We start from the raw sequence: 24,029 nt of genomic DNA, 5'->3' as shown, positions 1-24,029 counted from the left end.
GCCATGCTTGTTAATTGCTGGATGGCGCGCCAAACGTCGCGCGATGCGCAAATGTTATGATCGGAAACATAGAGTACGATACGAACCATCAGCGAACCATCAGCGAACCACCAGCGAACACCCCGAGTTCCCGAATGGAAACCCCGTCCCTCAAGGCCGCCGAGAATGCTTCGGCGGAGCTGGGCAAGCGCGTCAAGGCGGCCCGGCTGAAGCACGATTACACGCTCGAGGCCGCCAGCCGCGTGTGCGGCGTGTCGCGCTCCACGCTCTCGAAGGTGGAAAACGGCGTCATGTCGCCGACGTTCGACGTGCTGCAGAAGATCGTTCACGGTCTGAAGATCGACCTCGGCGAACTGTTCGGCTCTGCGCCCAGGCCGCGCGCGAGCGGACGCCGCGCGCTCACCCGCAAGGGCGATGGGCAACAGCATTCAGCAGGCTGTTATCAGATGGAGTTGCTGGCGACGGAACTCGCCCACAAGGCGATGCACCCGTTTCGCATTCGCGTGACGGCGCACTCGCTCGACGAGTTCACGGAATGGGGCCGGCATGAAGGCGAGGAATTTCTCTTCATATTGAGCGGCTCGGTGTGTCTCTACTCCGAGCTTTACGCACCGACACATCTCGAAACCGGCGACAGTCTCTATTTCGACAGCCGCACGGGGCATGCGGCCGTCTCCACGAGCGAAGAGGACGCCGAAGTCCTCTGGCTCATCAACGAACCGCACCCGGACACGCAGGACGGCGCGCCGGGCGTTTGATCCTTCATGCTTACGCGGCGTTCGCGGTCATCTTGAAGATGCCCGTGGCGTTACCCGCATCGAAGCGCAGATCGGTCTGCCAGCGCCGCGTGACCTGATCGAACGTGCGCTTGCGCGTGATGAACTCGTAGAACGAGCCCGGCACCTCACGCGTCACACGCTGGCCGTCCGCCGCGCGAAACTCGCGCGTCACGGTGTCGGCTCGATAGGCCGTCTGAAACACGCGGCCCGAGCGCGAAGTCTCGACGCTGGGCTTCATCGGGCGCCCCTTGGCCTTCTCGTCGTCCGAAAGCTGAAATACGTCTTCCACGCGGTCGGTCGCGTGATTGAAGGCGTTGCCTTCCGTCGCGATCCATGCCATTTCCGCCGATTCCTGCAGCAATGTCTCGTAGTCCGAAATAGATGGCACGTCGTGCTGTCGTGCGAATGCACCGACGATCACGGGCAGCAGTTGCAGCGCCGCGTCGAGCGGCAGCGAGCCGTCGCGTTCCAGTTCGGAGAGCTGCGCCACGGCCAGCGGCGTAAGCGGATCTTTCGATGCGCCCACCACGTTCGTCACGGCTTGCTGGAACGCCGCCGAAAAGCGCTCGGGGTGCAGCTCGCTCACGAAGAACTGCGCGATCTCGTCGGGTGCGTCTTCGTGGGCGTAGGCGCGCCCCGTCATGCCGAGCTTGTCCAGCGGATAGCGGCCATTCAGGCGAAAGCCGAGCGGCCGCAGAATGCGCGTGAACGCCGCTTCGCCGGGCGGCAGCGCGCCGTTCTGTGCCCAGCGCACCGTGCGCAGCGCGCCATGGTCGAAGTACACCGCACCGCCCTGCGCCACCATGTCGTTCGTGTACGTGCGGCCGTTGGGAGAGCGCTCCAGCAGGTCTTCGAACAGCGCCATGTTCATCGCCTGGGCGAGTTCGGCACGCGTGACGGTGCCGCTTTCCCAGTCGCCGAGCATCGACGGAAAGTTCAGCGTTGCAAACAGGGTTTCAGTTTTCTCGCGGCCCAGCAGCGCGGACAACAAGCGTTCTACGTTCGAATTGCGCATCACCAATCTCACAGGAAACGACCGCCTGGCGGCAGTCATCAAAGGGGCCTCTGGCCATCGGTTTCGGCCAGCTATACGTAAAACGCATTATTCAAATGGTTGCGCACCGCGTAAAGCGAGTTTAAATTGTCACTTGATGAGTTTCTGGAATCACCATGCGCAAGTTCAAGATCCCGAATATCGGCGCGCTGACGGCCTTCGAAGCCGCGGCGCGGCACGAGAGCTTCACTCACGCCGCCAAGGAGCTGTTCCTCACCGAAAGCGCGGTCTCGCGCCAGATCGCCACGCTCGAATCGAATCTCGGCGTGCGCCTGTTCGTGCGCGCCAAACAGCGGGTCGTGCTCACGCGCGCGGGCCGGCTCTATAGCACCCAGGTGCGGCGTGCGCTCGAAAACCTCGATCGCGACACGCTCTCCATCATCGCGCACGGCAGCGGCGGCGGTTATCTGGAGCTCGCCGTGCTGCCGACCTTCGCGTCCGAATGGCTGCTTCCGCGCCTCAAGGACTTCTACGACCGCACGCCCGACGTGCGCGTGAACATGGGCGTGCGCACCGAGACGTTTTCGTTCGAGGAGTCGCATTTCGAAGCCGCGATCCACTACGGCAAGCCGACCTGGCCCGGCACATCGTCCGACTTTCTGTTCGGCGAGGAAGTGGTGCCCGTCTGTTCTCCGTCACTGCTTGCGCGCCCCGTCAAGAAGGCGCACGAACTGCTCGCCTACCCGCTGCTGCACTCCACCACGCGCCCCGACGCCTGGACGCGCTGGTTCTCCGACCTCGGCGTGGAAGACAACGCCACCATGCACGGCGTGCGCTACGAGCTGCACACGATGCTGATCGCCGCGGCCGCCGCCGGCCTCGGCGTGGCGCTCGTGCCGAAGTTCTTCGTTGAAGGCCAGCTCGAGCGGTTCGGCGTCGTCATTCCGTTCGAAGCCCCTGCTATTGCCGATGGCGGCTACTACTTCGTCTATCCCACCGAACTCAGCCACGGCAAGCCACTCGAGATGTTCCGCGCGTGGCTGCTCGAGCAGGCGAGCGCCTACAACGCTTCGCAAGTGCAACGCTGATCGGCGGGTCGAGTACGCGTGATATACGATCAGAAAAAAGTTTCCTATAGGAAATAGTTAGGTTAGCATCGAACGAAATCACTTCTTCGTCGCGAGACTGACATGGAAGATGTCGTCGTCATCGGTGCAGGCATCATCGGGGTCTGCGCCGCCCTCAATCTGGCGCAGCGTGGCATGCGCGTACATATCGTCGACAGCGCGCCGCCCGGTTCGGGCTGCTCGTTCGGCAACGCGGGCCTGATCGCGGTCGATCACGTCGCGCCGCTCGCGAGCCCCGAGACGATGGCCGGTCTGCCCCGCATGCTGCTGCGCCGCGACAGCCCGCTGCGCCTGCACAAACGCAGCCTGCCGCGCATGGCGCCGTGGGTGCTGGAGTTCGCCGCGCAGGCGCAGCGCCCGCGCTTTCGGCGCAACACGCGTGCGCTCGCGAGTCTCGTGACCGGTGCGGCACAGGCCTGGCGTCGTCTGCTCGATCAGCGCATCGCCGCCGACCTCTTTCGCGACATCGGCTCGCTCTACGTGTTCGAGCGACCCGTTGCGCACGCAACAGAATGCGCGCAACTCGATCTGCTCGACCGGTACGGCGTGCGCTACGTGAATCTCACAGCGGAGCAGGTACGGCGCGACTATCTACCGTCGCTCACGCCGCATATCAACCATGCGCGCTACTTTCCCGGCATGGCCTCGGTCACGAATCCGCAGCAGGTCGTCGAGCGCATTTTCGAGGCGGCGCTCGCAGCGGGCGCGAAATTCACGAGCGCTGCCGTCGACGCCTTGCGCGCCCTCCCCGACGGCCGTATCGGCGTCACGCTGAACGGCGCGACGCACCCAGCCGCCAAGGTGCTGATCGCAGCCGGCTCGCGCAGCGCCGAACTTGCACAGCAACTGGGCGCCAGGATTGCGCTGACCAACGAGCGCGGCTATCACGTCCAGCTCGGCGCGCCCTCGCAAGACACGCTGCGCGTGCCCGTGAGCTTCGTCGAGCGCGGCTTCACCTGTAACCCGATGGCGCAAGGCATCCGGCTTGCCGGCACCGTCGAACTCGGCGCGCGCGGCGCACCCGACTGGCGCCGCGCCGATCTGCTCGCCACGCAATTCCAGACGCTCTTTCCCGGCGCGCCCGCGGTGCAGGTCGCAAGCCGCTGGTACGGCGAGCGCCCCACGCTGCCCGACTATCTGCCGATGATCGGCGAGATGCGCGGCGCGCGGAACGTGTTCGTCGCGACCGGCCATCAGCATCTGGGCCTCACGCTCGGGCCGCTCAGCGGCGAACTCGTCGCACAATTGATGGCGCGCGAGACGCCCGCCGTCGATCTCGCGCCGTTTCGCATCGACCGCTTTTGAGGCCGGCGGCAGGAACGCACGCCGCCCCACACACGCATCATTCATCAGGAGAGAAGATTCGATGGAGCCCATCGCGATTTACGACGCAACCGCCACGGCGCGACTGCTCGACTTCGGCGTGCTGCTCGACGCCCTCGCCACGGCCGCGCAGGATCACGACGCGGGCCGCATTCACGCGCCCGTGCGCACGGGCGTGCCGCTCAAGGGCAACGGCGTCATGCTTTCGATGCCCGCCAGCGCCGACGACATTGCCATCCACAAGCTCGTGAGCGTGTGCCCGGCCAACACGGCGCTCGGCATGCCGACCATCTTCGGCGCGGTGACGGTGTGCAACGGCGCGACGGGTCAGCCGGAGTTCATCCTCGACGGCCCGACCGTCACCGGGCGCCGCACCGCGGCGCTCTCCATGCTGGGCGTGCGCCTCTTTCACCCCGGCGCGCCGCGTGCATTCCTGGTCATCGGCACCGGACAGCAGGCGCGATTTCATGCCCAGGCGATCGGCCAGCTGTATCCGTCGGCGACGCTCTACGTGAAAGGCCGGACCGAAGCGTCCGAACAGGCATTCCGCGCCCACTTCGCGCAGGCTGGCGTGGACGTGACGCCCGCGCACGGTGCGGCTCCGAAAGAAGTCGACGTCGTCATCGCCGCGACAACGAGCAAGACGCCCGTGTACGACGAAGCGGCACGCAAGGACCGGCTCGTGATCGGCGTGGGCGCCTTCACGCCGGACGCGGCCGAAATCGCCCAGGACACGGTGCGTGCGAGCTGCGTGTTCGTCGACGATTTCGCAGCAGCGCGCGAAGAAGCCGGTGACCTGCTGCAGGCAGGCGTCGACTGGGCGAACGTGCGCACGATCGGCTCCGCTGTAACGGACGGCGCGGCACATGACGGCGGTCCGGTGCTGCTGAAGACCGTCGGCAGCGGCGCCTGGGATCTCGCCGCGTGCCGCGTGGCCCGGCAAATGCGCTGACCCGCACGCGCGGATTAGAATCGCACATCGACCGCGCAGCACGATCCCATCCGAGACCCAAGGCAAACGGCACCATGACGACGAGCGCTCCCCAACCCGCCGTGAAAGTCCTGCGCGGCGATGTCATCGAAACCACGCATATCGCCCACATTGCCGTGGTCGACGCCCAGGGCCGCCTGCTCTACGCGCTCGGCGACCCGCATCGCATGACGCTCGTGCGCTCGGCGGCCAAGCCCGCGCAGGCGCTCGCCGTGGTCGAAACCGGCGCGCTCGAGCGCTTTGGCTTCGACGACGCCGATCTCGCGCTCATGTGCGCCTCGCATAGCAGCGAGGACCGCCATATCGAGCGGACGCGCGCGATGCTCGCCAAGGTGTCCGCCACGGAATCGGATTTGCGCTGCGGCGGCCATGTGCCGATCTCGGACGCCGTCTAAAAGGCGTGGATCAAACGCGACTTCACGCCGGGCGCGGTGTGCAGCAATTGCTCGGGCAAGCACGCGGGCATGCTGGCCGGCGCCCGCGCCATCGGCGCGGCGCTGGCCGATTACCATCTGCCTTCACACCCCTTGCAGCAACACGTGAGGCGGGTCGTGGCCGAGGTTTGCGATCTTCCTGAGACGGGCGTCGAGTGGGGCATCGACGGCTGCAATCTGCCCACGCCCGCCTTCCCGCTCGACCGGCTCGCCCGCCTGTTCGTGAAGCTCGCCGATGCGCAGGACCACGCGGCCTTGCCAGGCTCGGCCGCGGCCGATGCGCGCTCGCAGGCGCTCGCCCACATCTATCGCGCCATGACGTCGTATCCGGAACTCGTGGCGGGCGAAGGCCGCTTCTGCACGACGCTCATGAGCGCGTTCGAAGGCGCGCTCGTCGGCAAACTCGGCGCGGCGGGCAGTTATGCGATTGGCGTGCGCGCAAGCGCGGCGACCGCAACGCATACGGGCGGCCCGGCATTGGGTATCGCGGTGAAGATCGAGGACGGCGATTTGACCGCGCTCCATGCCACCGTCGTGGAAGTGCTCAGACAACTGGGCATCGGCACGCCGCAACAGCTGGCACAACTAAGCAAATTCGAAGCCCCGCGCATCGTCAACACGATGGGCGTCGAGACGGGTTGCGTCGCGCCGCAGTTCTCACTCGAGCGCGTCGCTTCGTAGCCAGCACAAAATGAGGGCGCGGGCTTTGCAAGCCCGCGCCAAGACTCACAGCAACGCCACGACTTTCACGTCGCTGCGATCGGCCGATGCCACCACCTTGCCGTCCACACGGCGGAACATGAGCGTCACCGTATTCTTGCCCACACGCAGATCGTCCACTTCCAGCCAGTCGATGCCTTCGGGCAGCATGGGCTGCTCGACACGCACCTCGTTGCGCGCCGCGTCGATCGTCACGCCAAGACACGCTTCGAGCATCATGAACGGCGAGCCCGCGGCCCAGGCTTGCGGCAGGCAGGCCACCGGATACGCGGTGGGCGGCTCGCCGCGCCGGCGCGGGAACCCGCAGAACAGTTCGGGCAGACGCATGTCGAAGGTCACCGCAGCCTCGAACAGCGCCTGCAAGAGGCGCACTGCTGCCGCCTTGCGGCCATAGCGCGCGAGACCGCGTGCGCACAGCGCGTTGTCGTGCGGCCAGACCGAGCCATTGTGGTACGCCATGGGATTGAAACGCGCCTGGCCCGCCGCGAGCGTACGCACGCCCCAGCCCGTGTGAAACAGCGCCGATTCGAGCACTTCCGCCACGGCGCGGCCGCGCTCCTCCTCGGGCAGCCCGAAGGCGAGCAGATGTCCGGCGTTCGACGCGAGCACGCGGCACAGATCGCCGTGGCCATCGAGCGCAATGCCGTAGAAGTCCGACTCCGGCATCCAGAACTTCTCCTCTACGCAGAGGCGGATTTTGGCGGCGCGTGCGGCGTAGCGCGCTGCGTCTTCGATCTGGCCGCGATGCGTGGCGAAGCGCGACATCGTTTCGAACGCAGCGCTCGCATATGCCTGCACTTCGACGAGCGCAATCGGGCCATCGGGGAAACGGCCGTCCGCGTGGAATACAGAGTCGTGGCTGTCCTTCCAGCCCTGGTTCGCGAGCCCGCCCTCCGATTCGCGCCGGTAGTCGAGCAGACCGAGTCTATTGCGGTCGCATACACCTGCGACCCAGGCCGCCGCACGCTCGAGCGCCGGCCATAACTCGTCGATCAGCGAAACGTCGCCCGTGCGTTCGACATAAGCGCCCGCCAGCACGACGAAGAGCGGCGTGGTGTCCACCCCGCCGTAGTAGAGCGCAAACGGCACTTCGCCTGTGGCGGCCATCTCGCTCTTGCGCATTTCGTGCATGATCTTGCCGACCGCCGCGTCGCGGAACGCCGAATCCTCGCGCGCCTGATGTTCCGCGAGAAAACGCAGCACGCCCTGCGCGAGCGCGGGCGTGAGCCACAGCGTCTGCAGCGAGGTGATGACCGCGTCGCGGCCGAACGGCGTGGAAAACCATGGAATGCCCGCATACGGATACGGGCCGGTCGGCAGGTCGGTGGTGAGCAGACCGAGGTCGGCGATCGAGCGGTTGATCCACGCATTGAAGAGCGGATTGCTCGAACGCAAGTGCGCCGCCGCTCGGCGGCGTTCGCGCATCACGATATGCGAATCCACCAGCGCGGCGCGCTGAGCGGCGCGGCCCACGCGCTGCTCCTGCGAGTCCGCGAGGCAATGCGGCGGCTGGAAGATGCCCGCGCTCTGTGTGCCGGGCGCGGCGCCGGGCATGGCCTCGACTTCGATCGCCACCGTGAGATAGATCGAGACGCAGGCCTGCGCGGGCAGATCGACCGTGAAGTCGGCGCGATCGGCGAGGAGTTTGTTCGGCGTGGGCGAGAACTCGATACGCACGCGCCGCGCAACCTTGTCGAGGCCGATGTATTCGAGCCGGACTTCGCCGTCTTCGACTCGCGGCGGCATGAGCGTGCCGCGTTTTTCGCGCTTCAGGCCGCGTACTTCGAACATGTCGCGGAAGTCGCTCGCGAACGAGATGGAAAGCGGCACCACGGCGTCTTCCGTGCCGTAGTTCGTGAGCTCGATGGCCTCGGTCATCATCGTGCCGGAGAGCACGCGCTCGCGCTGCACGTGAATCACGCCTTCGGGCGTGGTACTGCCGCCGAGCGGCGGCAGCGGACGATTGGTCAGGTGGGCCGTGAACACGGCGTTGTCGCTGCTCACGCTGCCCGAGAGCAGTGAGGGCACGCGTCCGCCGAAAGTGAGGCGCAGCGACGAGAGCACGCGCGTGTCGTTGACGAACAGGCCGTCGTCGATGCCGGTGATGTCGCCGAGCGGATCGTTGACGATGAAGGTGCCGCCCGACTTCAGCACATGCTGGTCGGCGCTTGCGACTTCCGGCGTTTCGGGCGCGATGAACGCGCTGTCGGTTTCCCGCGTGTCCTGGTCGGGATGATCCACGCCGCTTGAGCGCGTGACGCCGCCGAGTGTTTCAGGATCCTGCATTGCGTGCCTCCTGGGTGCCATGCAAAGGGTTACGGTACGGTTCGCTTGCGGTTGATTGTAGTGGCTTCGGCGCACGCGTTGGGCGAATGCGCAAAGAACGGCCGAAAGATACGCGCGAAATGAGTGGCAAATCGCAGGGCGGAGCAAGGAACGTGCGCGGAAAAAATTGCGGGCGCCGGCACGACGTAACGTGCGGGCGCCCGTGTAGGCAATGCGCTCGCGCGCCGGAAGCGGCGCGCGCCGTGAGGATCAGCGTTGCGAAATCGGCTTCGCGACGCGCGGCGTTTCGCCGATGAAGAGTTGGCGCGGACGGCCGATTTTCTGCTCTGGGTCGGCGATCATTTCGTTCCACTGCGCGATCCAGCCCACCGTGCGCGCCATCGCGAAGATGCAGGTGAACATCGAGGTCGGGATGCCCAGCGCGCGCTGCACGATGCCCGAGTAGAAGTCGACGTTCGGGTACAGCTTGCGCGACACGAAATATTCGTCTTCCAGCGCGATCTTTTCGAGCTGCATGGCGAGCTTGAACAAAGGATCGTCGTGCAGGCCCAGTTCGTTCAGCACTTCGTAGCACGTTTCGCGCATGAGCTTCGCACGCGGGTCGTAGTTCTTGTACACGCGGTGGCCGAAGCCCATCAGCTTCACGCCCGAGTTCTTGTCCTTCACCTGCTCGATGAACTTCGGGATGTTATCGACCGAGCCGATTTCTTCGAGCATATTCAGCGCGGCTTCGTTCGCACCGCCGTGCGCCGGGCCCCACAGGCAAGCGATGCCCGCGGCGATACACGCGAACGGATTCGCACCCGACGAACCGGCCAGACGCACAGTAGACGTCGAAGCGTTCTGCTCGTGGTCGGCGTGAAGGATGAGAATGCGGTCGAGCGCGCGCACGAGCACATCGTTGACCTTGTACTCCTCGCTCGGCGCGGAGAACATCATGCGCATGAAGTTCGCGCTGTACGACAGGTCGTTCTGCGGATACACGAACGGCTGGCCGATCGAGTACTTGTACGCCATGGCGACGAGCGTCGGCAGCTTCGCGATCATACGGATCGCCGACACCTCACGATGCTCCGCGTTGTTGATGTCGAGCGAGTCGTGATAGAACGCGGACAGCGCGCCGACCGCCGCCACCAGAATCGCCATCGGATGTGCGTCACGGCGGAACCCCCGGAAAAAGAAGTGCATCTGCTCGTGAACCATCGTGTGGTTCGTCACCGAGGCCACGAATTCGTCCTTCTGCTGCTGCGTGGGCAGCTCGCCCTTGAGCAGGAGGTAGCAGCTTTCGAGGAAGTCGGCGTTTTGCGCGAGGTTGTCGATCGGGTAGCCGCGGTAGAGCAGCTCGCCCTTGTCGCCGTCGATATAGGTGATCGCCGAGTTGCACGACGCCGTGGACATGAAGCCCGGGTCATACGTGAACATGCCGGTCTGGCCGTACAGCTTGCGGATGTCGATCACGTCCGGGCCCTGGGTGCCCTTGTAGACCGGCAACTGCACGCCTTCAGCGTGGCCGGGGATCGTGAGCGTGGCGTGTGTCTTCGAGTCGATCATTGTGTGTCCTTGAATTGCTGTCACATCGCAATACTTCGCGCATAACTTCGCGCAACAGGACGCAGCCGCCGGAATGGCCGGCATCGCTGCGACCGCTTGCCGCATTCTACGGCGCGGTGCAGCATCGATTGATAGCGCAGCCAGCAACAATCCCTCTTCAACGCCGCAACACTGCGAAGCTTGCGGCTTCCTTAACGCCGATTCCTGCAACAATATTTTGCTCTTGCAGCGCAACATGTCGCACCCCATCTTTGCGATACTGCTTGACATGCAAGGGTTTTCCATTACTTGCATTTTGTAATCCAGCCGGATCTCACGGGCGGCCGTTTTCACCGCCACACGCGCTTAAAGCAAAACGTAAGGAAGCAACAGATGAACATCTCGGTCGACACCCTGTTCGCAGAAGACGAACAAGCAGAGGGCGCCGTTGTCACGGCACTCAATCACCAGGACATCGTGGTCGCACTGTCGGCCGCGCTCGCCAGCGAACGCGTGGCCGTGCTGCACATGCTGTATCCGCGCACCGACGCGCGCACGCACCGCAGCCTCGATCACCTCGTGGACGCGCTCAACGGCCACGGCCTGCACCAGGTCGCCCGCCTCGTTTCGCAGGAAGCGCACTATCTCGTGTTCAAGGATCCGGTGAAGGCATGGAAGGCCTTCCACGAAATCCGCAACGATTCGCTCGCGATCGGCGTGCACCTCTACTACGCGGGCCTCGTCGGCGAGGCGGCCGAGCACAAGCTCGACGCCCACGCGCACGGTCGCGACTAGGCGAGAGTCCTTCGGACTACGGTATTTCTCGCAGCAACGAAAAGGGGCGGCCGCATCGCGTGGCCGCCCCTTTTTCGCATCGCGTGAATCAGCGCGCGTCAGCGCCCGTGGCCGCTCACGAAGCGGTCGATCAACTCGTTGAACGCCGCGGGCCGCGCCAGATTCATTCCATGCGATGCGCCCGCCACACTCGCGCGGCGCGCATCGGGCAGCCAGGCGTCGAGCGCGGCCACGGCCCGATGAAACACTTCCGGGCTCAGCTCGCCGTCGATCAGCAGCACGGGGCATTGCACCTCGGCGGCTTGCTCGCGCGAGTACGCAGGCAGCGGATCCTGAAACTGCGGCCCAAGCGTGTGTGCGTTGTCGGTGGCCATGCGGCGAAACCCATGTGTGCTCTTCGCCCAGAAGCCGGGCCGGCTCACCGAATCGACGAACAACTCCAGCCCCGCGTCCACCTGGCCCGACTCGATCAGCGCCACGGCGCGGGCGCGCAGCGCATTGACGTTCTCGGGCAGCGTGGCGAGCGTCTGGCCCGGCTGCTGGACCGGCCCGCCAGGATCGGCGAGCGTGAGCGTGCGCACGTGCTGCGGATGGCGCCGCGCGAACTGGAACGACACGAGGCCGCCGCGCGAATGCCCGATCACATGCGCCGGGCCGGCGCCCAGGGCATCGACGAACGCCGCAAGCTCATCCGCATGCTGCCGCCAGCTGAACGGCAGGCCGCGTGCCGCCTCCGCGGCGGGCCAGTAGTGCGTGAGACTCACCGAGACACAGCGATACTGCTGCGCGAGGCCGGCCAGCTGTGGCTGCCAGTAGCGGTAGTCACAAAGCGAGCCGTGCACGAAGAGAAGAAGTTCGCCCGCGCCTCGTTCGACATAGGGCATGGGCAGGCCGCCGGGCAGTTCGATGAACGTACCGGGGGCTGGAAAGGCGGCTGGATTCACGGCTGAACGATATGGAAACAACGGGACAGCGGCGCATTGCGACGGACTACGGCCTATAGGGGTCCATCGCGGCGCACGCCGGCAAAGTGGCGTATTGTCCCACGGCCGCGGCGCGAACACCCCGCACGCCGGCGCCCTCCCGAGGCGGCCTTGCCTCGTGCGCCGGCTTGGGCCGTTATTCGACCATTTCGAAAGCGTGCTCGCTCATGAGCGAGGCCGCCGCGCCCGCGCCGCGCACCGCGCAGGTGAGCGGCTCGTCGGCCACGCGCACCGTCACGCCAAGTTCGGCGGCTAGGCACTGGTCGAGCCTGCCGAGCAGCGAACCGCCGCCCGTGAGCACGATGCCGCTATCGGCGATATCGGTGACGAGTTCGGCGGGCGCCGTCTCCAGCACCTGCCGCACCGTGTTGATCACCACGCGCAAGGGCGCGGCTAGCGCGTCCACCACGTCGTGGCTCGTGATCTCGACCGTGCGCGGCAGACCGTCTTCCATGCTGCGTCCGGTCGCGCGTATGCGTTCGATGGGTTCGCCGTAGAGCGCGCAGCCAATCGTCTTTTTCACGTGTTCCGCGGTCTGGTCGCCCAGCACGACGCCATAAAGCGTGCGCACATGATCGACGATGGCGCGGTCGAACTGGTCGCCGCCCACGCGCACCGAGCCGCTGCACGCCACGCCGCCTAGCGCGACGATGCCCACTTCCGTCGTGCCGCCGCCGATATCGACGACCATCGAGCCCGTCGCCGCGTGCACCGGCAAACCAGCACCGAGCGCCGAAGCCAGCGACTCGCCGATCAGGTTCACGCTCGCCGCGCCTGCCGCGAAGGCCGCCTCGCGAATCGCGCGGCGCTCGACGCGCGTCGCGCCCGCCGGCACGCAAACCGTGAATGCCGCACGGCGGCCGAGCAGACGGCGCGGCTGCGCCATCGCCACGAAGCGGCGCATCATGTGTTCGGCAGCAGAGAAGTTGGCGATCACGCCGTGCGAGAGCGGCCTCACCGTCTCCATATTGGCCGGGGCGCGGCCAAGCAGATCCTTCGCCTCGCGGCCCACCGCGGCCACCGTCGTCTCGCTCGCCCCCGCGCGCCGTTCGAAGCAGACCACGGAGGGCTGATTCAGCACGATGCCCTTGTCGGCGGTGTAGATGAGCGTGTTGGCCGTACCGAGATCGAGCGCCACGTCCTGGCGGAACAGCCTTTTGGAAAAAATGGATTGCGGCTTGGCTCGGGCCATATTGGTCTGAAGTTCGGTTCTTTTTGGCGACCCGGCAGACGACGCGCCGCCGGATGGCATTCCCGATGGCGGCCTCGTCCAGGCAGCGCGAACCAGCCGCGCGCCGGGCGGAACGGGCCTACGCGGCCCATAAGGTCGCGGCGACTCCCCGTATTAACGGCCGCGACCGGCGCGAACTTTAGCCGGTCCAAAAACAACTGCCTAGGTTATGCGGAAAATATGGCCGAAATACGACACTACGGGCTTATGCCACTGCCAATTTGTACCGATTTAGCCCGCCGATGCCGGCCGATACCTGCTGATTAACGGGGACCGACCTCGTCCCCGCCAGCGACCGGATCGGTCTCGCGATTAGCCGCGCGCGAGCGCGCGCACCAGGGCGTCGCGCCCAAGCATGACGCCCTGCGGCGTGATCGTGTGGCCGACGCCCGGCAGCGCGAAAGCGGTGACCGCGAAGCCCGCGTCGCTGAACGCGGCGGCGGCGCGCTCCAGTTCGCTCGCCGGAATCACTTCGTCGTCCTCGCCGTGCACGAGCGTGAGCACCGTGCGGCTTTTGGCGACCACGGGCGTAACGAGCCGGCCCGCATACGCGACCACGGCCGCCGCGCCCGCCGCCTGTGTGGCCACGTGGTACAGCGACATGATCGAGCCTTGCGAGAAGCCCACCAGCGCGAGCGCGTCGTGACCGAGCCCCCAATGGGCGAGTTCGGCGGCGAGCCGCCGCTCGAACACCTGGGAGGCGGCAACGACGCGCGCCTCGCGATTGGTCTCGCTGATGTCGCGCAGGCTGAACCACTGGCGTCCGCCGAAGCCGCCGTCGAACGGCTCGCTGCCGTCGAGCGACGAGAACGCGACGCCCGGCAGCGCGTCGCGCCACACGTCGGCGAGCGGCGTGAGGTCCTGTGCGTTGCTGCCTACCCCGTGCAGCAGCACGACGAGCGCGTGCGCGGCGCCATCGGCCGGCGCCAGACGCCAGCCCCCTTCGAATGCTTCCCAGCTCATGGTCGGACCTCCCCTGTACTGACGATCGTATTGTGTGTCCAGCGCACGCATTTTGCGCGGCGCGCGGCAGGCGCAAGGATACGCTCGCCGCGCTACGCGTGTACGAAAGACTCCATTTCCCGGCGTTACATAAAGCCGCAACGGCAACCCGATCGCGCGCGAAAGCCATTCGCAAGCCCCATGACCCTGCGCCGCATGGGGATGCTCCGCGGCTGGCGATGACAAAAGGCGATTACAGGTATCCTGTGCCGCAAACCGAATACGCGGAGAACACGCTTGAATCAGCCCGCCGCATCATCGGCGCCGCCCGCGCCGCCGCCGCTCCAGGGAGGCAGTCTGGTCCTCGGCACTATCGCGGTCTCGCTCGCGACCTTCATGAACGTGCTCGACACGTCGATCGCCAACGTCGCCATTCCGACCATCTCCGGCGACATGGGCGTTTCCGTCGACGAAGGCACATGGGTCATCACCGTGTTCGCGGCGGCCAACGCCGTTTCCATTCCGCTGACCGGCTGGCTCACGCAGCGTTTCGGCCAGGTGCGCCTGTTCGTCACCTCGATCCTCTCGTTCGTGCTGGCGTCGTGGCTGTGCGGCATCGCGCCGACCCTGCCGTTTCTGCTCGTCGCGCGCGTGCTGCAAGGCGCCGTGGCCGGCCCGCTCATTCCGCTTTCCCAGGCCGTGCTGCTCGGATCCTGGCCGAAAGACAAATCGTCCACCGCGCTCGCCTTCTGGGCGATGACCACGACCGTCGGCCCGATCGCGGGACCGGCGCTCGGCGGCTGGATCACCGATAGCTACAACTGGTCGTGGATCTTTTACATCAACATCCCGGTGGGCCTCTTCGCGGGCTTCGTCACGTGGACGATCTATCGCAACCGCGAGTCACCCACGCGCAAGCCGCCTATCGACGTCGTGGGCCTCGGTCTGCTCATCACCTGGGTTGCTTCGCTGCAGATCATGCTCGACAAGGGCAAGGACCTCGACTGGTTCAATTCGCCGGTGATCGTGACGCTCGGCATCCTCGCGCTCATCAGTTTTGCGTTTTTCCTCGTGTGGGAGCTGACCGAGGAGCACCCGATCGTCGATTTGCGTTTGTTCGGACAACGTAATTTCCTCGGCGGCACGATTGCGATTTCAGTGGCGTACGCGGTGTTCTTCGGCAATCTGGTGCTGCTGCCGCAATGGATGCAGGAGTACCTCAATTATCGCTCCGTGGACGCAGGCCTCGTGACCGCGCCGCTCGGCGTGTTCGCGGTGATCCTGTCTCCGGTCGTGGGGCGCCTGTTGCCGCGCTCCGACGCGCGCATCATCGCGACGATCGCGTTCGTGATGTTCGCGGGGGTGTTCTACATGCGTTCGCAGTACGTGATCGAAATCGATACCTTCCATCTCGTGCTGCCCACGCTGCTGCAAGGCATCCCCATGGCGCTCTTCTTCGTGCCGCTCACCGCGATCATTCTCGCGGGCCAGCCGCCGAGCCGCGTGCCGGCGGCGGCTGGCCTCTCGAACTTCGTGCGCGTGTTCTGCGGCGCAGTGGGCACCTCGATCGCGACCAACGCCTGGAACAACCGCACGATCCTGCATCACGCGCGACTCACGGAACAAGCCTCGGTCAACAACCCGACTTTCGTGCAGGCGATGGACCAGACCCAGAAGGTGCTGAATATGAGCGAGCCCTCCGCACGCGCGCTGTTCGACTTCCAGCTCACCACGCAGGCCGCCATGATGGGCCTGAACGACATTTTCTATATCTCGGCGATCATCTTTCTCGTGATCATTCCGCTCATCTGGATCACGAAGTCGACGAAGGGCGGCGCAGGCGGCGGCGCAGCAGGGGCGCATTGACCCGAAAGGTCGAGTCAGGGCGCGCAATGAAGCCGTGGCGGTAAGCGCGAGCCGCTACAATCGCGGGACCGCGGCGGGCGCTCTGCCGCGATTGCCTGGCTCCCTCCATGAATCACACGTTCGACTACACGCCCATCCTCGACGCCATCCATCGCGACCTGCAGCCGTATATCGGCACGGGCCGCGTTGCCGACTACATTCCCGAACTCGCCACGGTGCGCGCCGATCACTTCGGCATGGCTATCGTCACGGTGGACGGCCAGGTGTACCGCACCGGCGACGCCGATGTGCGCTTTTCCATCCAGAGCATTTCGAAGCTGTTCGCCTGCACGCTCGCGTTCCAGCTGCTCGGCGACGTGCTCTGGCAGCGCGTGGGCCGCGAGCCTTCGGGCACAGCATTCAACTCGCTCGTGCAGCTCGAATTCGAGGCGGGCAAGCCGCGCAACCCGTTCATCAACGCGGGCGCGCTCGTCGTGACCGACGTGCTGTGCCGCCGCTTCGTGCAGGCGGAAACCGCGCTCGTCGATTTCATGCGGCGCCTCTCGCGCGAGCCCGGCATCGGCTACGACCTGCGCGTCGCGCAGTCGGAACTCGCGCACGCCGAACGCAATCGCGCGATGGCGCATTTCATCGCAAGCTTCGGCAACCTGGAGATGCCCGCCGATACCGTGATCGACGCGTATTGCCGCCAGTGCGCGATCTCGATGAGCTGCGTGGAACTGGCGCGCGCAGCACTCTTTCTGGCCAACGGCGGCGTCTCGCCCGCGAGCGGCGAACCCGTGCTCGACGCGAGTTCGGCCAAGCGCCTTTCCGCGCTGATGCTGACCTGCGGCACCTACGACGCGGCCGGCGATTTCGTGTACCGCGTCGGCTTGCCCGCGAAGAGCGGTGTGGGCGGCGGGATCATCGCGGTGCTGCCCGGCGAATTCGCGGTGTGCGTGTGGTCGCCGGGCCTCGACGCGACGGGGAATTCGCTGGTCGGCTCGCTGGCGCTGGAGTGGTTGACGACGCGCACCGGGCGCTCGATTTTCTGAGGCTGGGGTGAACGTCATCCGGTCAGCATCCGCAAGCCCTGCGTGACGACACAGCCTTAGAGCGGCGGCCGCTCGAACGTGAGCCAGCGCTGCACGGAGGGCCTCTGCCACTGAGCCAGGGCGTATTGCGCCAGCCGATGCGGCACCGGATCGCCGTTCAGCACCAGACGGTTCAGCATCAACGCGAGGTCCACGTCGGCGATCGACCACTCGCCGAAAAGATGCTTTTCGCCTCGTGCGAGCAGCGCTTCGGCCATCGCGAAGAGCTTCTCCGCCGCGAGCTGGGCCGCGCCGGAAAGGGGCGCCGTGGTCGGGCCGTAAAACACAACCTCGGTCGAGCGCTCCTGGCGGATCGGCATGAGATCGCTGCGCAGCCACGCCTGAACCTGGCGCGCGCGGGCACGCTGTTGCCGGTCTGCCGGATAAAGCGCCACGCCGGGGAAGGTTTCTTCGAGATACTCCGTGATCGCCGAGGACTCCGAGAGCGCGAAGCCGTCGTGGATCAGGGTCGGCACGCGCCGCGTGAGCGACTTCGCCGCGAATTCCGGCTGCTGGTTTTCACTCTTCGCGAGATCGACGGTCGAAAGCTCGAACGCGAGCACCTTTTCGTGCAGCGCGACGAAGACGGACATCGCGTAGGGACTGGCGTACTGTGCGTCGGCGTAGAGGTGGAGAGCGGGGTTGGTCACAGTCGGCTCCGTTGTTGGCGCCGACGATAGTAGCAAGCCCAGCCGCCGTTGCGCTCGGCCACCGGCAGGCTGGTCGACTCAGCCTGCCCCGCTTAAGCCGTCGCCGAGACCAGCCCCGTGGTCTTGCCGCTCGCGACCATCAGCTGCGCCAGCGAAGTCTGCACGCTCGCCAGTTGCGACGCGATCTGGCTGACCTGGCTCGCGTCCGATTGCGACGCCGAGCTCAACGCGCTCTGCGCATTCTGGATCTGCGCCTTGATCTGGCTGACCTCGCCCGAGTTCGAGCCTTGCGCCGCGGCGCTGGATGTCTGCGACGACACCTGTGCGAGTTGCGCCTGAAGCGACGCGATGAGCGCGTTCAATTCGTCGACTTCGCTCGAAGACGAACTGCTGGAGGATGCCGCTGCGCCTCCACCGCCGCCGCCCGACTTCGAAGACGCCGAAGTGCTCTGCGTCGAAGTCGACGTCGACGTCGACGTGGTGCCGCTGCTGGGTGTGCTCGTCGACGAACTCGTCGTGCTGCTGTCATTCGAGTTCGACGATGCCGCGCCCGAGGAAGCGCCGTTGCCTGCGCCGCCCGTCGAAGCCTGCGTGCCGCCGCCGTAGGCAGTCGTCGTGGTCGTCGTCGCGGTAATGGGTTGAATCTGCATGGAATCTTTCTCGCCGTAAGTCAGGGGCTGCGCAGCGCTGCCGAATAACGCCCTATCCGCGTGATATCGGCAAGCTTGACGGTTTCTTGAGCGCTGTCCGTGCCGCTTTTATCGCGGGGCGGTCGTGGCCTGCTTACACCATGATGTATCCGTGCCGCATGCCGAGCATCACCGCCTCGGTGCGATTGGTCGCGCCGAGTTTGCCGAAGATGGACGAGAGGTGCGATTTCACCGTGTTGTCCGAGATGTCGAGTTGCCGGGCGATCTCCTTGTTGCCGAGTCCGTCGGCGAGCATCGCCAGCACTTCGATCTCCCGTAGCGACAAGGCTTCGAACGGTCCGCCGGTTGCCGACTGGCGCAACGGTTTTCGTCCAGCGAGCAGCCTTGCGAGGATGTCGGGCGACAGCACGCACAGGCCGGCGGCCGCCGCTTCGATGGCCGCGACGATCTCGGCGGGCGTCACGTCGCGCGACAGGATTGCCGTCGCATCCGCAGGCAGGTCGTCGAGGAGGCCGTCGCTGTCCGGGTCGTCGAGCAACAGGACTCGCGCCGGCGGCACGCGGCCAGGTTCGAACAGCGTCCTGAGCGCGTCGCTCGCCAGAGGCTCGATGTCGGCCACGACGACGTCCGGCACCGAACCGGCGAGGTAAGCGGCAAGCGCTTCGGCGTCGGCGGCGCTACCCAGGAACGCGAGCGGCGGCTGCGCATCGACGATCGCCTCGAGGCTCGCGCGCACCTCCGGCGATGCCGCGATTACCGCGACCCGCACCGGCCCCATGGGTTCCATCGTGCCATCCGACATATCGCCGTGTCCCGGACCTCACCTGCATGCATGCCGCTGGGGCCGTTCGCCCACGGTGACCATGCACGCGTGGCGCTCGCCGCCCCGGATCAACGTGACTGGCAACGGCTGCCCGATGCCCGTCGAGCCCAGCGCGGCGTGCAGGTCGCCGATGTCGCGGCAAGGTTGGCCGTCCAGTTCGATCAGCACATCGCCGATGAGCACGCCTGCCTGTTCCGCAGGACCGCCCGGCGCAAGCGAGCTGATCAGCAATCCGCTATTGAACGACAGGTTCATTTTCTCCGCCCATGCGTTCGGCAGGCTGACCTGCTGTGTGCCGACGCCAAGGTAGCCCCGCGAGACGCGTCCCTTGGCCAGCAGTTCGTCGGCGACACGCTCCACCGTCATCGCGGGAATCACCATGCCGGCGCCGCGCATCAGTCCCGACGTGCAGATGCCCACGACCTGACCGCGCATATCGGCGAGCGCCGCGCCCGAGAACCCCGGGCGCAGACCGCCGTCCAGCCGCACGAATGCGTCGAGCTGGCCGCCTCGCCACGTGCGCCAGGCACCACCCGTGCTGCCGATCACGCCAAAATCCGCGCTGACGCCGAGTTCGTCGGCACGCGCGACGGCGAGCGCCAGATGACCCGGCTTCAGTGAGCCGGCATCGCCGGACTCGACCGGGCCCAGGTCCACGCCGTCCAGCTTCAGCACGGCGAGGTCCGTGCCCGGATCCTGGCCTGCGAGGACCGCGGCAACCGTACGACCGTCGCTCAAGGTGATTTCGATCCCCTCCTCGCGCCGGATCGTGTGGGCAGCCGTCACGACGACGCCATGGCGCCAGATTACGCCACTCGACGGCATGCGATGCCGGCCATGGATTGCCACGACGCTCTGCCCGACTCGCGCGACAATGTCGGCCAGACCGTCCGAGAGAGCCATCAAAGGATTTGCGCCCGAAGATGTCGTTTCCATTTCACGTCTCCTGCCAGTGTGGGTTCACCATTCGTGGGTTCACAATGACAGAACGACGGGCGGCGCGCACCACCCAAATGGGTAGTCGTAGCGATGCAGATCACACGGAGTCAACGTGGGAGGAAGGCCATGAGTACGCTTGCCAGATTCACATCGGGCGTCCGGTGCACGCGCCTGTGGTGGATGGCCGCGATGACCGCGGCGCTCTGTTTGCTGGGCCAGGGCGCTTTCGCGCAAGCGGACGTCAGGGCGACGAGCCTGCGCGAAAAGTACCAGAGTCTCACGCAGCAACTCGCGCAAAACCAGTTCCAGCGCCCGCTATACCTCGAATCGCAGGAGTTGCCTTCGGCACTCAAAGGGGACATTTACGGTGTGGTCAACTTCCCTTTCGCGACGGTCAGCGACACGCTCAACCATCCGACTCAAGGGCCGGCCAACTGGTGCGATGTGCTGATCCTGCACTTGAACATCAAGTACTGCCATGCCTCGACCAGCGCGAGCGGTACGGTGCTCGCGGTGAATATCGGCAAGAAAACCGAGGAATCGCTTACCTCATCCTACCGCGTGCAATTCGCCTGGAACCAGGCAGTGAGCAGCCCTGATTATTTTCGCGTGGAGCTTTCCGCCGCCACGGGTCCGCTGAGTACGAAAGACTACCGGATCGTGGTGGAGGCCATACCCGTGGGCGACGATCGGACCTTTATTCATCTGACTTACGCCTACGGTTACGGCACGGCCGGCCGGCTTGCCATGAAAGCCTATCTGGCAACGATAGGCAGCGACAAAGTCGGCTTTTCCACGACCCGCGATCCGTCGACGAACGAAACGCGATACATCGGCGGCGTACGCGGTCTGGTCGAACGCAACACCATGCGCTATTACCTCGCCATCGAAGCGTATCTCGATGCGCTTTCCAGCCCGCCCAATGGCCGCCTCGACAAACGCCTCACCAAGTGGTTCGATGCCACCGAGCAGTATCCGCGCCAATTGCACGAGGTCAGCCGCGCCGACTACATGCAAATGAAGCACAACGAATATCAGCGTCAGCAGATCGCGCAGTAGTGCGCGTATGAGCCCGTGCGGCGCACGGGCGTTACGGCGCAGGTTTTCAACACTCCCGCTGCGCTCGCCCGTTGGACGAAGGCCGCCGACGCCTGCTCCACGAGCGCCGCGTTTTGCTGCGTCGCTTCGTCGATCTTGCGTGGCGGCAAACGCCTCAGTGACGTCGGATGAAACAGCCGCCGGAATCAGTAGCGCGCGAGCTGGCTGCCGTTGACCTGTACGCGATCGCCTGGGCGCAGGTCGCCGGGTGTCGGCACGTTGAACGCGCGGGTCGAGCCGTCGCTCAACTGCACGTCGATCTGGAATCCTGCGGGCTGGCCCATCTGCTGGCCGATCCGGTTGCCTGCATAGGCTCCCCCGAGCGCGCCGATGACGGTCGCCGCGTCGCGGCCGTGGCCACCGCCGACCTGATTGCCGAGCACGCCGCCAACCAGCGCGCCGACCACGGTTCCGGCGATGCCCGAAGCACCCGTGGCGTTGCTCAACGGCCGGATGCTCGAGATCGTGCCGTACTGCGTACCGTATTGGTTGCCGTATTGCGGGTTGTACTGCGCACCGTACTGACCGTTGCTTTGCGAGTCATACGGCTGTTGCGGCGCAGGCGGCGGTGCGTAGGCGGGTTGCTGCACGGTGCCCGGCTGTGCATAAGCGGGCTGGCCGTACGCAGACGCCGCCGGCGCTGCATATTGGCCCTGGTAGCCTTGCTGCGCACCGTACTGCGAGTAGCCCGGAGCAACGCATGCGGACAACGAAAGACTGGCTGCAGCGACAAGCGCGGCGGTGAGGGCGGACTTGGTAGAGAGCATGGACGTCACGGTGGGTTCGCATTGCCGCCGCTGCGGGCACGACAAGCATGAGGAGGAGTGGCGATTGCGCGGCAGTATAAGCAAAGCCCGCCCGGACGTCCGCTGCGCGCGGGTAACAACGTGTAAAGTTCGTTGCCGGATGAATGGCGGCGCGCCGAGCGCGGTGCCATTCATCCGTTGGAATCAAGCTGGCGCCCGACTCCCCGAAAGTTTCAATGCAGGGTTTGGACGCTGCCGATGGTGTCGGCACCCGCATCTTCGGACGCGGCCTGTTCGATGATCGCGCAGCGGAAGTCGAACTTGACGCGAAGGATCGCGGATTCGACCCGTGCGTCGCCGCGATGGCCCTTCAGGCGAGTATCGATCGCCTCCTCGACGGCGAGAATCGCCTGCTCGATACTCTCCGGATCGTCGCTGTCGAAGCCGACCTCGACCTCTATGCTCTCCAGCAGGTTCAACGCGGTTGCAATGTCTTCGGAAGCGACGAATAGCGTCTCGGCGTTCTCTCTCATCTACCCTCCCCGTTGGATTGTCCAGCTCAATAGACAGCTGCGAGTTGCACGTCTATCGTTGCACATCCGGAACAAATCTGCTGGCGACGACGGCCGATGTTGGGTTCGAAACAACGGAAGGGTTGCCGTCCACCGTGAAGCGAATAGAATCGAAGGTTCCAGCCGATAGCGTAAAGGCAATCGACCCGGCTTCGGGCGCGGTTTCGACCTGCTAGACTGGAAGTTCCCCCGCGAACCATGGAGGGAATCATGACGACTGTCTACGTGGTAAAGACTGGCGAGCAGTACCTCTGCTGCGCAGAGGACGGCGATATCGGCATGGCGCCGGAGATTGGCGGGGCCAAGTCCTTCGTCTCATACGAGGAAGCCGAAAAGGCGGCGTCCGAGCACGCCGACCCCGGATACGAAATCGTCGCCGTCAGCGTTGCCACACACTGACGCGCAAGGCGGCTCCGCCTCGCCTTACCGGAACTTGCCAGCCGGTGCTTTCGGCTGGCTTTCGGCTGCGCCGCCGGCCAGCGCGTGAACCGATCCGGCGAGGAAGTTCAGGATGAATTCGTTCACCTCGTCCGGACGCTCTTGTTGCACCCAGTGACCCGCCTTCGCGATGAGATGCTTCTTCCATAGGTTGGGAACGTTGCTCTCCAACGCGTCGTAGTCCTTCGCGGCCATTTTCACGACGCCGTCCAGCTCTCCCGCGAGAAAGAGCGTCGGTTGCATGATCCGGGCGCCGTCGAGAAAGCTGGTGAGCGCCCAGTTCCGGTCGATATTCCGATACCAGTTGATTGGCCCGCGAAACCCGCTGCGCTCGAACTGAGCGACGAAATATTGCAGATCCGTTTCGGTCAACCATGGCGGAAGCTCGTCGGGCAACGTGAGGTTGTCCACGAGTCGAGTCGATTTGGGAAAGATCGCGAAATTGGCCGACTGTCCTTTCACAACCGGGTCTCCCGACGCCGAGTAGAGAATGCCGAGCATCGAGCGACGGACATCTTCTTCCAGTTCACGCTCGATGCGTCCCGGCAACTGAAAATAGTCCTGATAGAAGTGACACTCCTGCGTGATCTGCGCAAAGCGCACCGATGGGCGCACCGGACGTCGAGGCATGTAAGGCACGCTCAGCAGGCCGAGAACGGGAAACAGGTCGGGGCGCAGCAACGCTGCGTAAGCAGCGACAGCGGCGCCCCAGTCATGTCCGATCAGAATCGCCTGCTCTTCACCGAGCGCCTTGACGAGGCCAACCAGGTCGCCGACCAGGTTCAGAATGTCGTAAGCCTCGATCGCTTCCGGGGCGTCGGTGAGCCCATATCCGCGGTGGTCCGGCGCAACCGCGCGATAGCCCGCAGCCGCCAGCGCATCGATCTGCCAGCGCCACACGTACCAGGACTCCGGCCAGCCGTGGCAAAGCAGCACGAGCGGGCCCGTGCCTCTTTCGACGTAGTGCATGCGGATGCCGTTGACGTACGCGAACTTCTCCTGGAACCCGTTCATCATGGAGTCGACCTCGTCTCACGCG

The 24,029-nt window shown here is 65.4% G+C and carries 23 protein-coding genes and 1 pseudogene; 11 read left to right on the top strand and 13 right to left on the bottom strand.

Annotation, left to right across the window (positions count from 1 at the left end):
• Positions 1-134 precede the first annotated feature (134 nt).
• Positions 135-758: a helix-turn-helix domain-containing protein gene (locus AB3X98_RS34590; protein WP_069261997.1), complete on the top strand. Its 624-nt coding sequence runs from the start codon at positions 135-137 to the stop codon at positions 756-758.
• Between the two features lie 10 nt (positions 759-768).
• Here the strand turns inward: AB3X98_RS34590 and AB3X98_RS34585 are convergent, their stop codons facing one another.
• Positions 769-1,794 carry a DUF1338 domain-containing protein gene (locus tag AB3X98_RS34585; RefSeq protein ID WP_368604798.1) on the bottom strand — a complete coding sequence of 342 codons (1,026 nt, stop codon included), beginning with the start codon at positions 1,792-1,794 and terminating at the stop codon, positions 769-771.
• 155 nt (positions 1,795-1,949) lie between these two features.
• Between AB3X98_RS34585 and AB3X98_RS34580 the strand changes: the two genes are divergently transcribed.
• The 4 genes and pseudogenes from AB3X98_RS34580 (at position 1,950) to AB3X98_RS34565 (ending at position 6,329) form a co-directional block, all read left to right on the top strand.
• Entirely contained in the window at positions 1,950-2,861 is a 912-nt protein-coding gene (locus AB3X98_RS34580; RefSeq protein ID WP_368604797.1) for a LysR family transcriptional regulator, read from the top strand.
• Between the two features lie 102 nt (positions 2,862-2,963).
• The gene (locus AB3X98_RS34575; RefSeq protein WP_368604796.1) at positions 2,964-4,205 is read left to right on the top strand and encodes an NAD(P)/FAD-dependent oxidoreductase; all 1,242 of its coding nucleotides are present in this window, start codon (positions 2,964-2,966) and stop codon (positions 4,203-4,205) included.
• Positions 4,206-4,266: 61 nt separating this feature from the next.
• Positions 4,267-5,175 (top strand): bifunctional Delta(1)-pyrroline-2-carboxylate/Delta(1)-piperideine-2-carboxylate reductase, encoded by a 909-nt coding sequence (gene lhpI / locus AB3X98_RS34570; RefSeq protein WP_368604795.1) that lies wholly within the window; start codon positions 4,267-4,269, stop codon positions 5,173-5,175.
• A gap of 74 nt (positions 5,176-5,249) precedes the next feature.
• Positions 5,250-6,329, top strand: a pseudogene (locus AB3X98_RS34565) (asparaginase).
• A gap of 45 nt (positions 6,330-6,374) precedes the next feature.
• On the opposite strand, the gene AB3X98_RS34560 reads toward AB3X98_RS34565, so the two are convergent.
• Both AB3X98_RS34560 and gltA read right to left on the bottom strand, forming a co-directional pair.
• Positions 6,375-8,654 (bottom strand): glycogen debranching N-terminal domain-containing protein, encoded by a 2,280-nt coding sequence (locus AB3X98_RS34560; RefSeq protein ID WP_368604794.1) that lies wholly within the window; start codon positions 8,652-8,654, stop codon positions 6,375-6,377.
• Positions 8,655-8,903: 249 nt separating this feature from the next.
• Positions 8,904-10,205 (bottom strand): citrate synthase, encoded by a 1,302-nt coding sequence (gltA, locus tag AB3X98_RS34555; protein WP_069262004.1) that lies wholly within the window; start codon positions 10,203-10,205, stop codon positions 8,904-8,906.
• A 372-nt stretch (positions 10,206-10,577) separates the two neighbouring features.
• Here gltA and AB3X98_RS34550 point away from each other — a divergent pair, with 372 nt between their 5' ends.
• Entirely contained in the window at positions 10,578-10,979 is a 402-nt protein-coding gene (locus AB3X98_RS34550) for a hypothetical protein (RefSeq protein ID WP_028203504.1), read from the top strand.
• Positions 10,980-11,077: 98 nt separating this feature from the next.
• Here the strand turns inward: AB3X98_RS34550 and AB3X98_RS34545 are convergent, their stop codons facing one another.
• The 3 genes from AB3X98_RS34545 to AB3X98_RS34535 all read right to left on the bottom strand — a co-directional run bounded on the left by AB3X98_RS34545 (position 11,078) and on the right by AB3X98_RS34535 (position 14,156).
• Positions 11,078-11,863 carry an alpha/beta fold hydrolase gene (locus tag AB3X98_RS34545; protein WP_368604837.1) on the bottom strand — a complete coding sequence of 262 codons (786 nt, stop codon included), beginning with the start codon at positions 11,861-11,863 and terminating at the stop codon, positions 11,078-11,080.
• A gap of 235 nt (positions 11,864-12,098) precedes the next feature.
• The gene (locus AB3X98_RS34540; RefSeq protein ID WP_069262005.1) at positions 12,099-13,154 is read right to left on the bottom strand and encodes a rod shape-determining protein; all 1,056 of its coding nucleotides are present in this window, start codon (positions 13,152-13,154) and stop codon (positions 12,099-12,101) included.
• A 351-nt stretch (positions 13,155-13,505) separates the two neighbouring features.
• Positions 13,506-14,156: an alpha/beta hydrolase gene (locus AB3X98_RS34535; protein ID WP_069262006.1), complete on the bottom strand. Its 651-nt coding sequence runs from the start codon at positions 14,154-14,156 to the stop codon at positions 13,506-13,508.
• A gap of 276 nt (positions 14,157-14,432) precedes the next feature.
• Here AB3X98_RS34535 and AB3X98_RS34530 point away from each other — a divergent pair, with 276 nt between their 5' ends.
• A complete protein-coding gene (locus tag AB3X98_RS34530) occupies positions 14,433-16,001 on the top strand; it encodes a DHA2 family efflux MFS transporter permease subunit (protein ID WP_368604793.1) in 1,569 nt (522 codons plus the stop codon).
• Positions 16,002-16,108: 107 nt separating this feature from the next.
• Positions 16,109-17,035 (top strand): glutaminase, encoded by a 927-nt coding sequence (locus tag AB3X98_RS34525; RefSeq protein ID WP_368604792.1) that lies wholly within the window; start codon positions 16,109-16,111, stop codon positions 17,033-17,035.
• A 56-nt stretch (positions 17,036-17,091) separates the two neighbouring features.
• Here AB3X98_RS34525 and yfcF read toward each other — a convergent pair whose 3' ends face one another.
• Together yfcF and AB3X98_RS34515 are read right to left on the bottom strand one after the other, a co-directional pair.
• On the bottom strand, positions 17,092-17,724 hold the full coding sequence (gene yfcF / locus AB3X98_RS34520; RefSeq protein ID WP_368604791.1) for a glutathione transferase: 633 nt from the start codon (positions 17,722-17,724) through the stop codon (positions 17,092-17,094).
• A gap of 92 nt (positions 17,725-17,816) precedes the next feature.
• On the bottom strand, positions 17,817-18,086 hold the full coding sequence (locus AB3X98_RS34515) for a hypothetical protein (RefSeq protein WP_069262009.1): 270 nt from the start codon (positions 18,084-18,086) through the stop codon (positions 17,817-17,819).
• Here AB3X98_RS34515 and AB3X98_RS34510 point away from each other — a divergent pair.
• Positions 18,073-18,330 carry a hypothetical protein gene (locus AB3X98_RS34510; protein WP_368604790.1) on the top strand — a complete coding sequence of 86 codons (258 nt, stop codon included), beginning with the start codon at positions 18,073-18,075 and terminating at the stop codon, positions 18,328-18,330. The genes AB3X98_RS34515 and AB3X98_RS34510 overlap by 14 nt on opposite strands.
• A gap of 177 nt (positions 18,331-18,507) precedes the next feature.
• On the opposite strand, the gene AB3X98_RS34505 is transcribed toward AB3X98_RS34510, so the two are convergent.
• Both AB3X98_RS34505 and AB3X98_RS34500 read right to left on the bottom strand, forming a co-directional pair.
• A complete protein-coding gene (locus AB3X98_RS34505; protein ID WP_141710586.1) occupies positions 18,508-19,152 on the bottom strand; it encodes a response regulator transcription factor in 645 nt (214 codons plus the stop codon).
• A 42-nt stretch (positions 19,153-19,194) separates the two neighbouring features.
• Positions 19,195-20,100, bottom strand: a complete 906-nt coding sequence (locus tag AB3X98_RS34500; protein ID WP_368604836.1) for a S1C family serine protease — start codon at positions 20,098-20,100, stop codon at positions 19,195-19,197.
• 162 nt (positions 20,101-20,262) lie between these two features.
• Here AB3X98_RS34500 and AB3X98_RS34495 point away from each other — a divergent pair, with 162 nt between their 5' ends.
• Positions 20,263-21,195, top strand: a complete 933-nt coding sequence (locus AB3X98_RS34495) for a hypothetical protein (protein WP_368604789.1) — start codon at positions 20,263-20,265, stop codon at positions 21,193-21,195.
• A 185-nt stretch (positions 21,196-21,380) separates the two neighbouring features.
• On the opposite strand, the gene AB3X98_RS34490 is transcribed toward AB3X98_RS34495, so the two are convergent.
• On the bottom strand, positions 21,381-22,010 hold the full coding sequence (locus AB3X98_RS34490; protein WP_141710563.1) for a glycine zipper 2TM domain-containing protein: 630 nt from the start codon (positions 22,008-22,010) through the stop codon (positions 21,381-21,383).
• Positions 22,011-22,213: 203 nt separating this feature from the next.
• Positions 22,214-22,513 carry a hypothetical protein gene (locus AB3X98_RS34485; protein ID WP_069262014.1) on the bottom strand — a complete coding sequence of 100 codons (300 nt, stop codon included), beginning with the start codon at positions 22,511-22,513 and terminating at the stop codon, positions 22,214-22,216.
• A gap of 249 nt (positions 22,514-22,762) precedes the next feature.
• Between AB3X98_RS34485 and AB3X98_RS34480 the strand changes: the two genes are divergently transcribed.
• The gene (locus tag AB3X98_RS34480; RefSeq protein WP_028203473.1) at positions 22,763-22,951 is read left to right on the top strand and encodes a hypothetical protein; all 189 of its coding nucleotides are present in this window, start codon (positions 22,763-22,765) and stop codon (positions 22,949-22,951) included.
• A gap of 24 nt (positions 22,952-22,975) precedes the next feature.
• Here AB3X98_RS34480 and AB3X98_RS34475 read toward each other — a convergent pair whose 3' ends face one another.
• Complete coding sequence (locus tag AB3X98_RS34475) at positions 22,976-24,007, bottom strand: alpha/beta fold hydrolase (protein ID WP_368604788.1); 1,032 nt, start codon at positions 24,005-24,007, stop codon at positions 22,976-22,978.
• Between the last annotated feature and the right edge of the window lie 22 nt (positions 24,008-24,029).

Source organism: Paraburkholderia sp. BR14312 (assembly GCF_040948675.1).
In the GTDB taxonomy this organism is placed as follows: domain Bacteria; phylum Pseudomonadota; class Gammaproteobacteria; order Burkholderiales; family Burkholderiaceae; genus Paraburkholderia; species Paraburkholderia nodosa_A.
This window is presented reverse-complemented; position numbering and strand designations above follow the sequence as displayed.

Coding starts and splice junctions, on each gene's coding strand:
- AB3X98_RS34590 (WP_069261997.1), top strand. CDS start 135: ATGGAAACCCCGTCCCTCAAGGCCGCCGAGAATGCTTCGGCGGAGCTG.
- AB3X98_RS34585 (WP_368604798.1), bottom strand. CDS start 1,794: ATGCGCAATTCGAACGTAGAACGCTTGTTGTCCGCGCTGCTGGGCCGC.
- AB3X98_RS34580 (WP_368604797.1), top strand. CDS start 1,950: ATGCGCAAGTTCAAGATCCCGAATATCGGCGCGCTGACGGCCTTCGAA.
- AB3X98_RS34575 (WP_368604796.1), top strand. CDS start 2,964: ATGGAAGATGTCGTCGTCATCGGTGCAGGCATCATCGGGGTCTGCGCC.
- lhpI (WP_368604795.1), top strand. CDS start 4,267: ATGGAGCCCATCGCGATTTACGACGCAACCGCCACGGCGCGACTGCTC.
- AB3X98_RS34560 (WP_368604794.1), bottom strand. CDS start 8,654: ATGCAGGATCCTGAAACACTCGGCGGCGTCACGCGCTCAAGCGGCGTG.
- gltA (WP_069262004.1), bottom strand. CDS start 10,205: ATGATCGACTCGAAGACACACGCCACGCTCACGATCCCCGGCCACGCT.
- AB3X98_RS34550 (WP_028203504.1), top strand. CDS start 10,578: ATGAACATCTCGGTCGACACCCTGTTCGCAGAAGACGAACAAGCAGAG.
- AB3X98_RS34545 (WP_368604837.1), bottom strand. CDS start 11,863: ATGCCCTATGTCGAACGAGGCGCGGGCGAACTTCTTCTCTTCGTGCAC.
- AB3X98_RS34540 (WP_069262005.1), bottom strand. CDS start 13,154: ATGGCCCGAGCCAAGCCGCAATCCATTTTTTCCAAAAGGCTGTTCCGC.
- AB3X98_RS34535 (WP_069262006.1), bottom strand. CDS start 14,156: ATGAGCTGGGAAGCATTCGAAGGGGGCTGGCGTCTGGCGCCGGCCGAT.
- AB3X98_RS34525 (WP_368604792.1), top strand. CDS start 16,109: ATGAATCACACGTTCGACTACACGCCCATCCTCGACGCCATCCATCGC.
- AB3X98_RS34510 (WP_368604790.1), top strand. CDS start 18,073: ATGAGCGCGTTCAATTCGTCGACTTCGCTCGAAGACGAACTGCTGGAG.
- AB3X98_RS34505 (WP_141710586.1), bottom strand. CDS start 19,152: ATGGGGCCGGTGCGGGTCGCGGTAATCGCGGCATCGCCGGAGGTGCGC.
- AB3X98_RS34500 (WP_368604836.1), bottom strand. CDS start 20,100: ATGGCTCTCTCGGACGGTCTGGCCGACATTGTCGCGCGAGTCGGGCAG.
- AB3X98_RS34495 (WP_368604789.1), top strand. CDS start 20,263: ATGAGTACGCTTGCCAGATTCACATCGGGCGTCCGGTGCACGCGCCTG.
- AB3X98_RS34485 (WP_069262014.1), bottom strand. CDS start 22,513: ATGAGAGAGAACGCCGAGACGCTATTCGTCGCTTCCGAAGACATTGCA.
- AB3X98_RS34480 (WP_028203473.1), top strand. CDS start 22,763: ATGACGACTGTCTACGTGGTAAAGACTGGCGAGCAGTACCTCTGCTGC.
- AB3X98_RS34475 (WP_368604788.1), bottom strand. CDS start 24,007: ATGATGAACGGGTTCCAGGAGAAGTTCGCGTACGTCAACGGCATCCGC.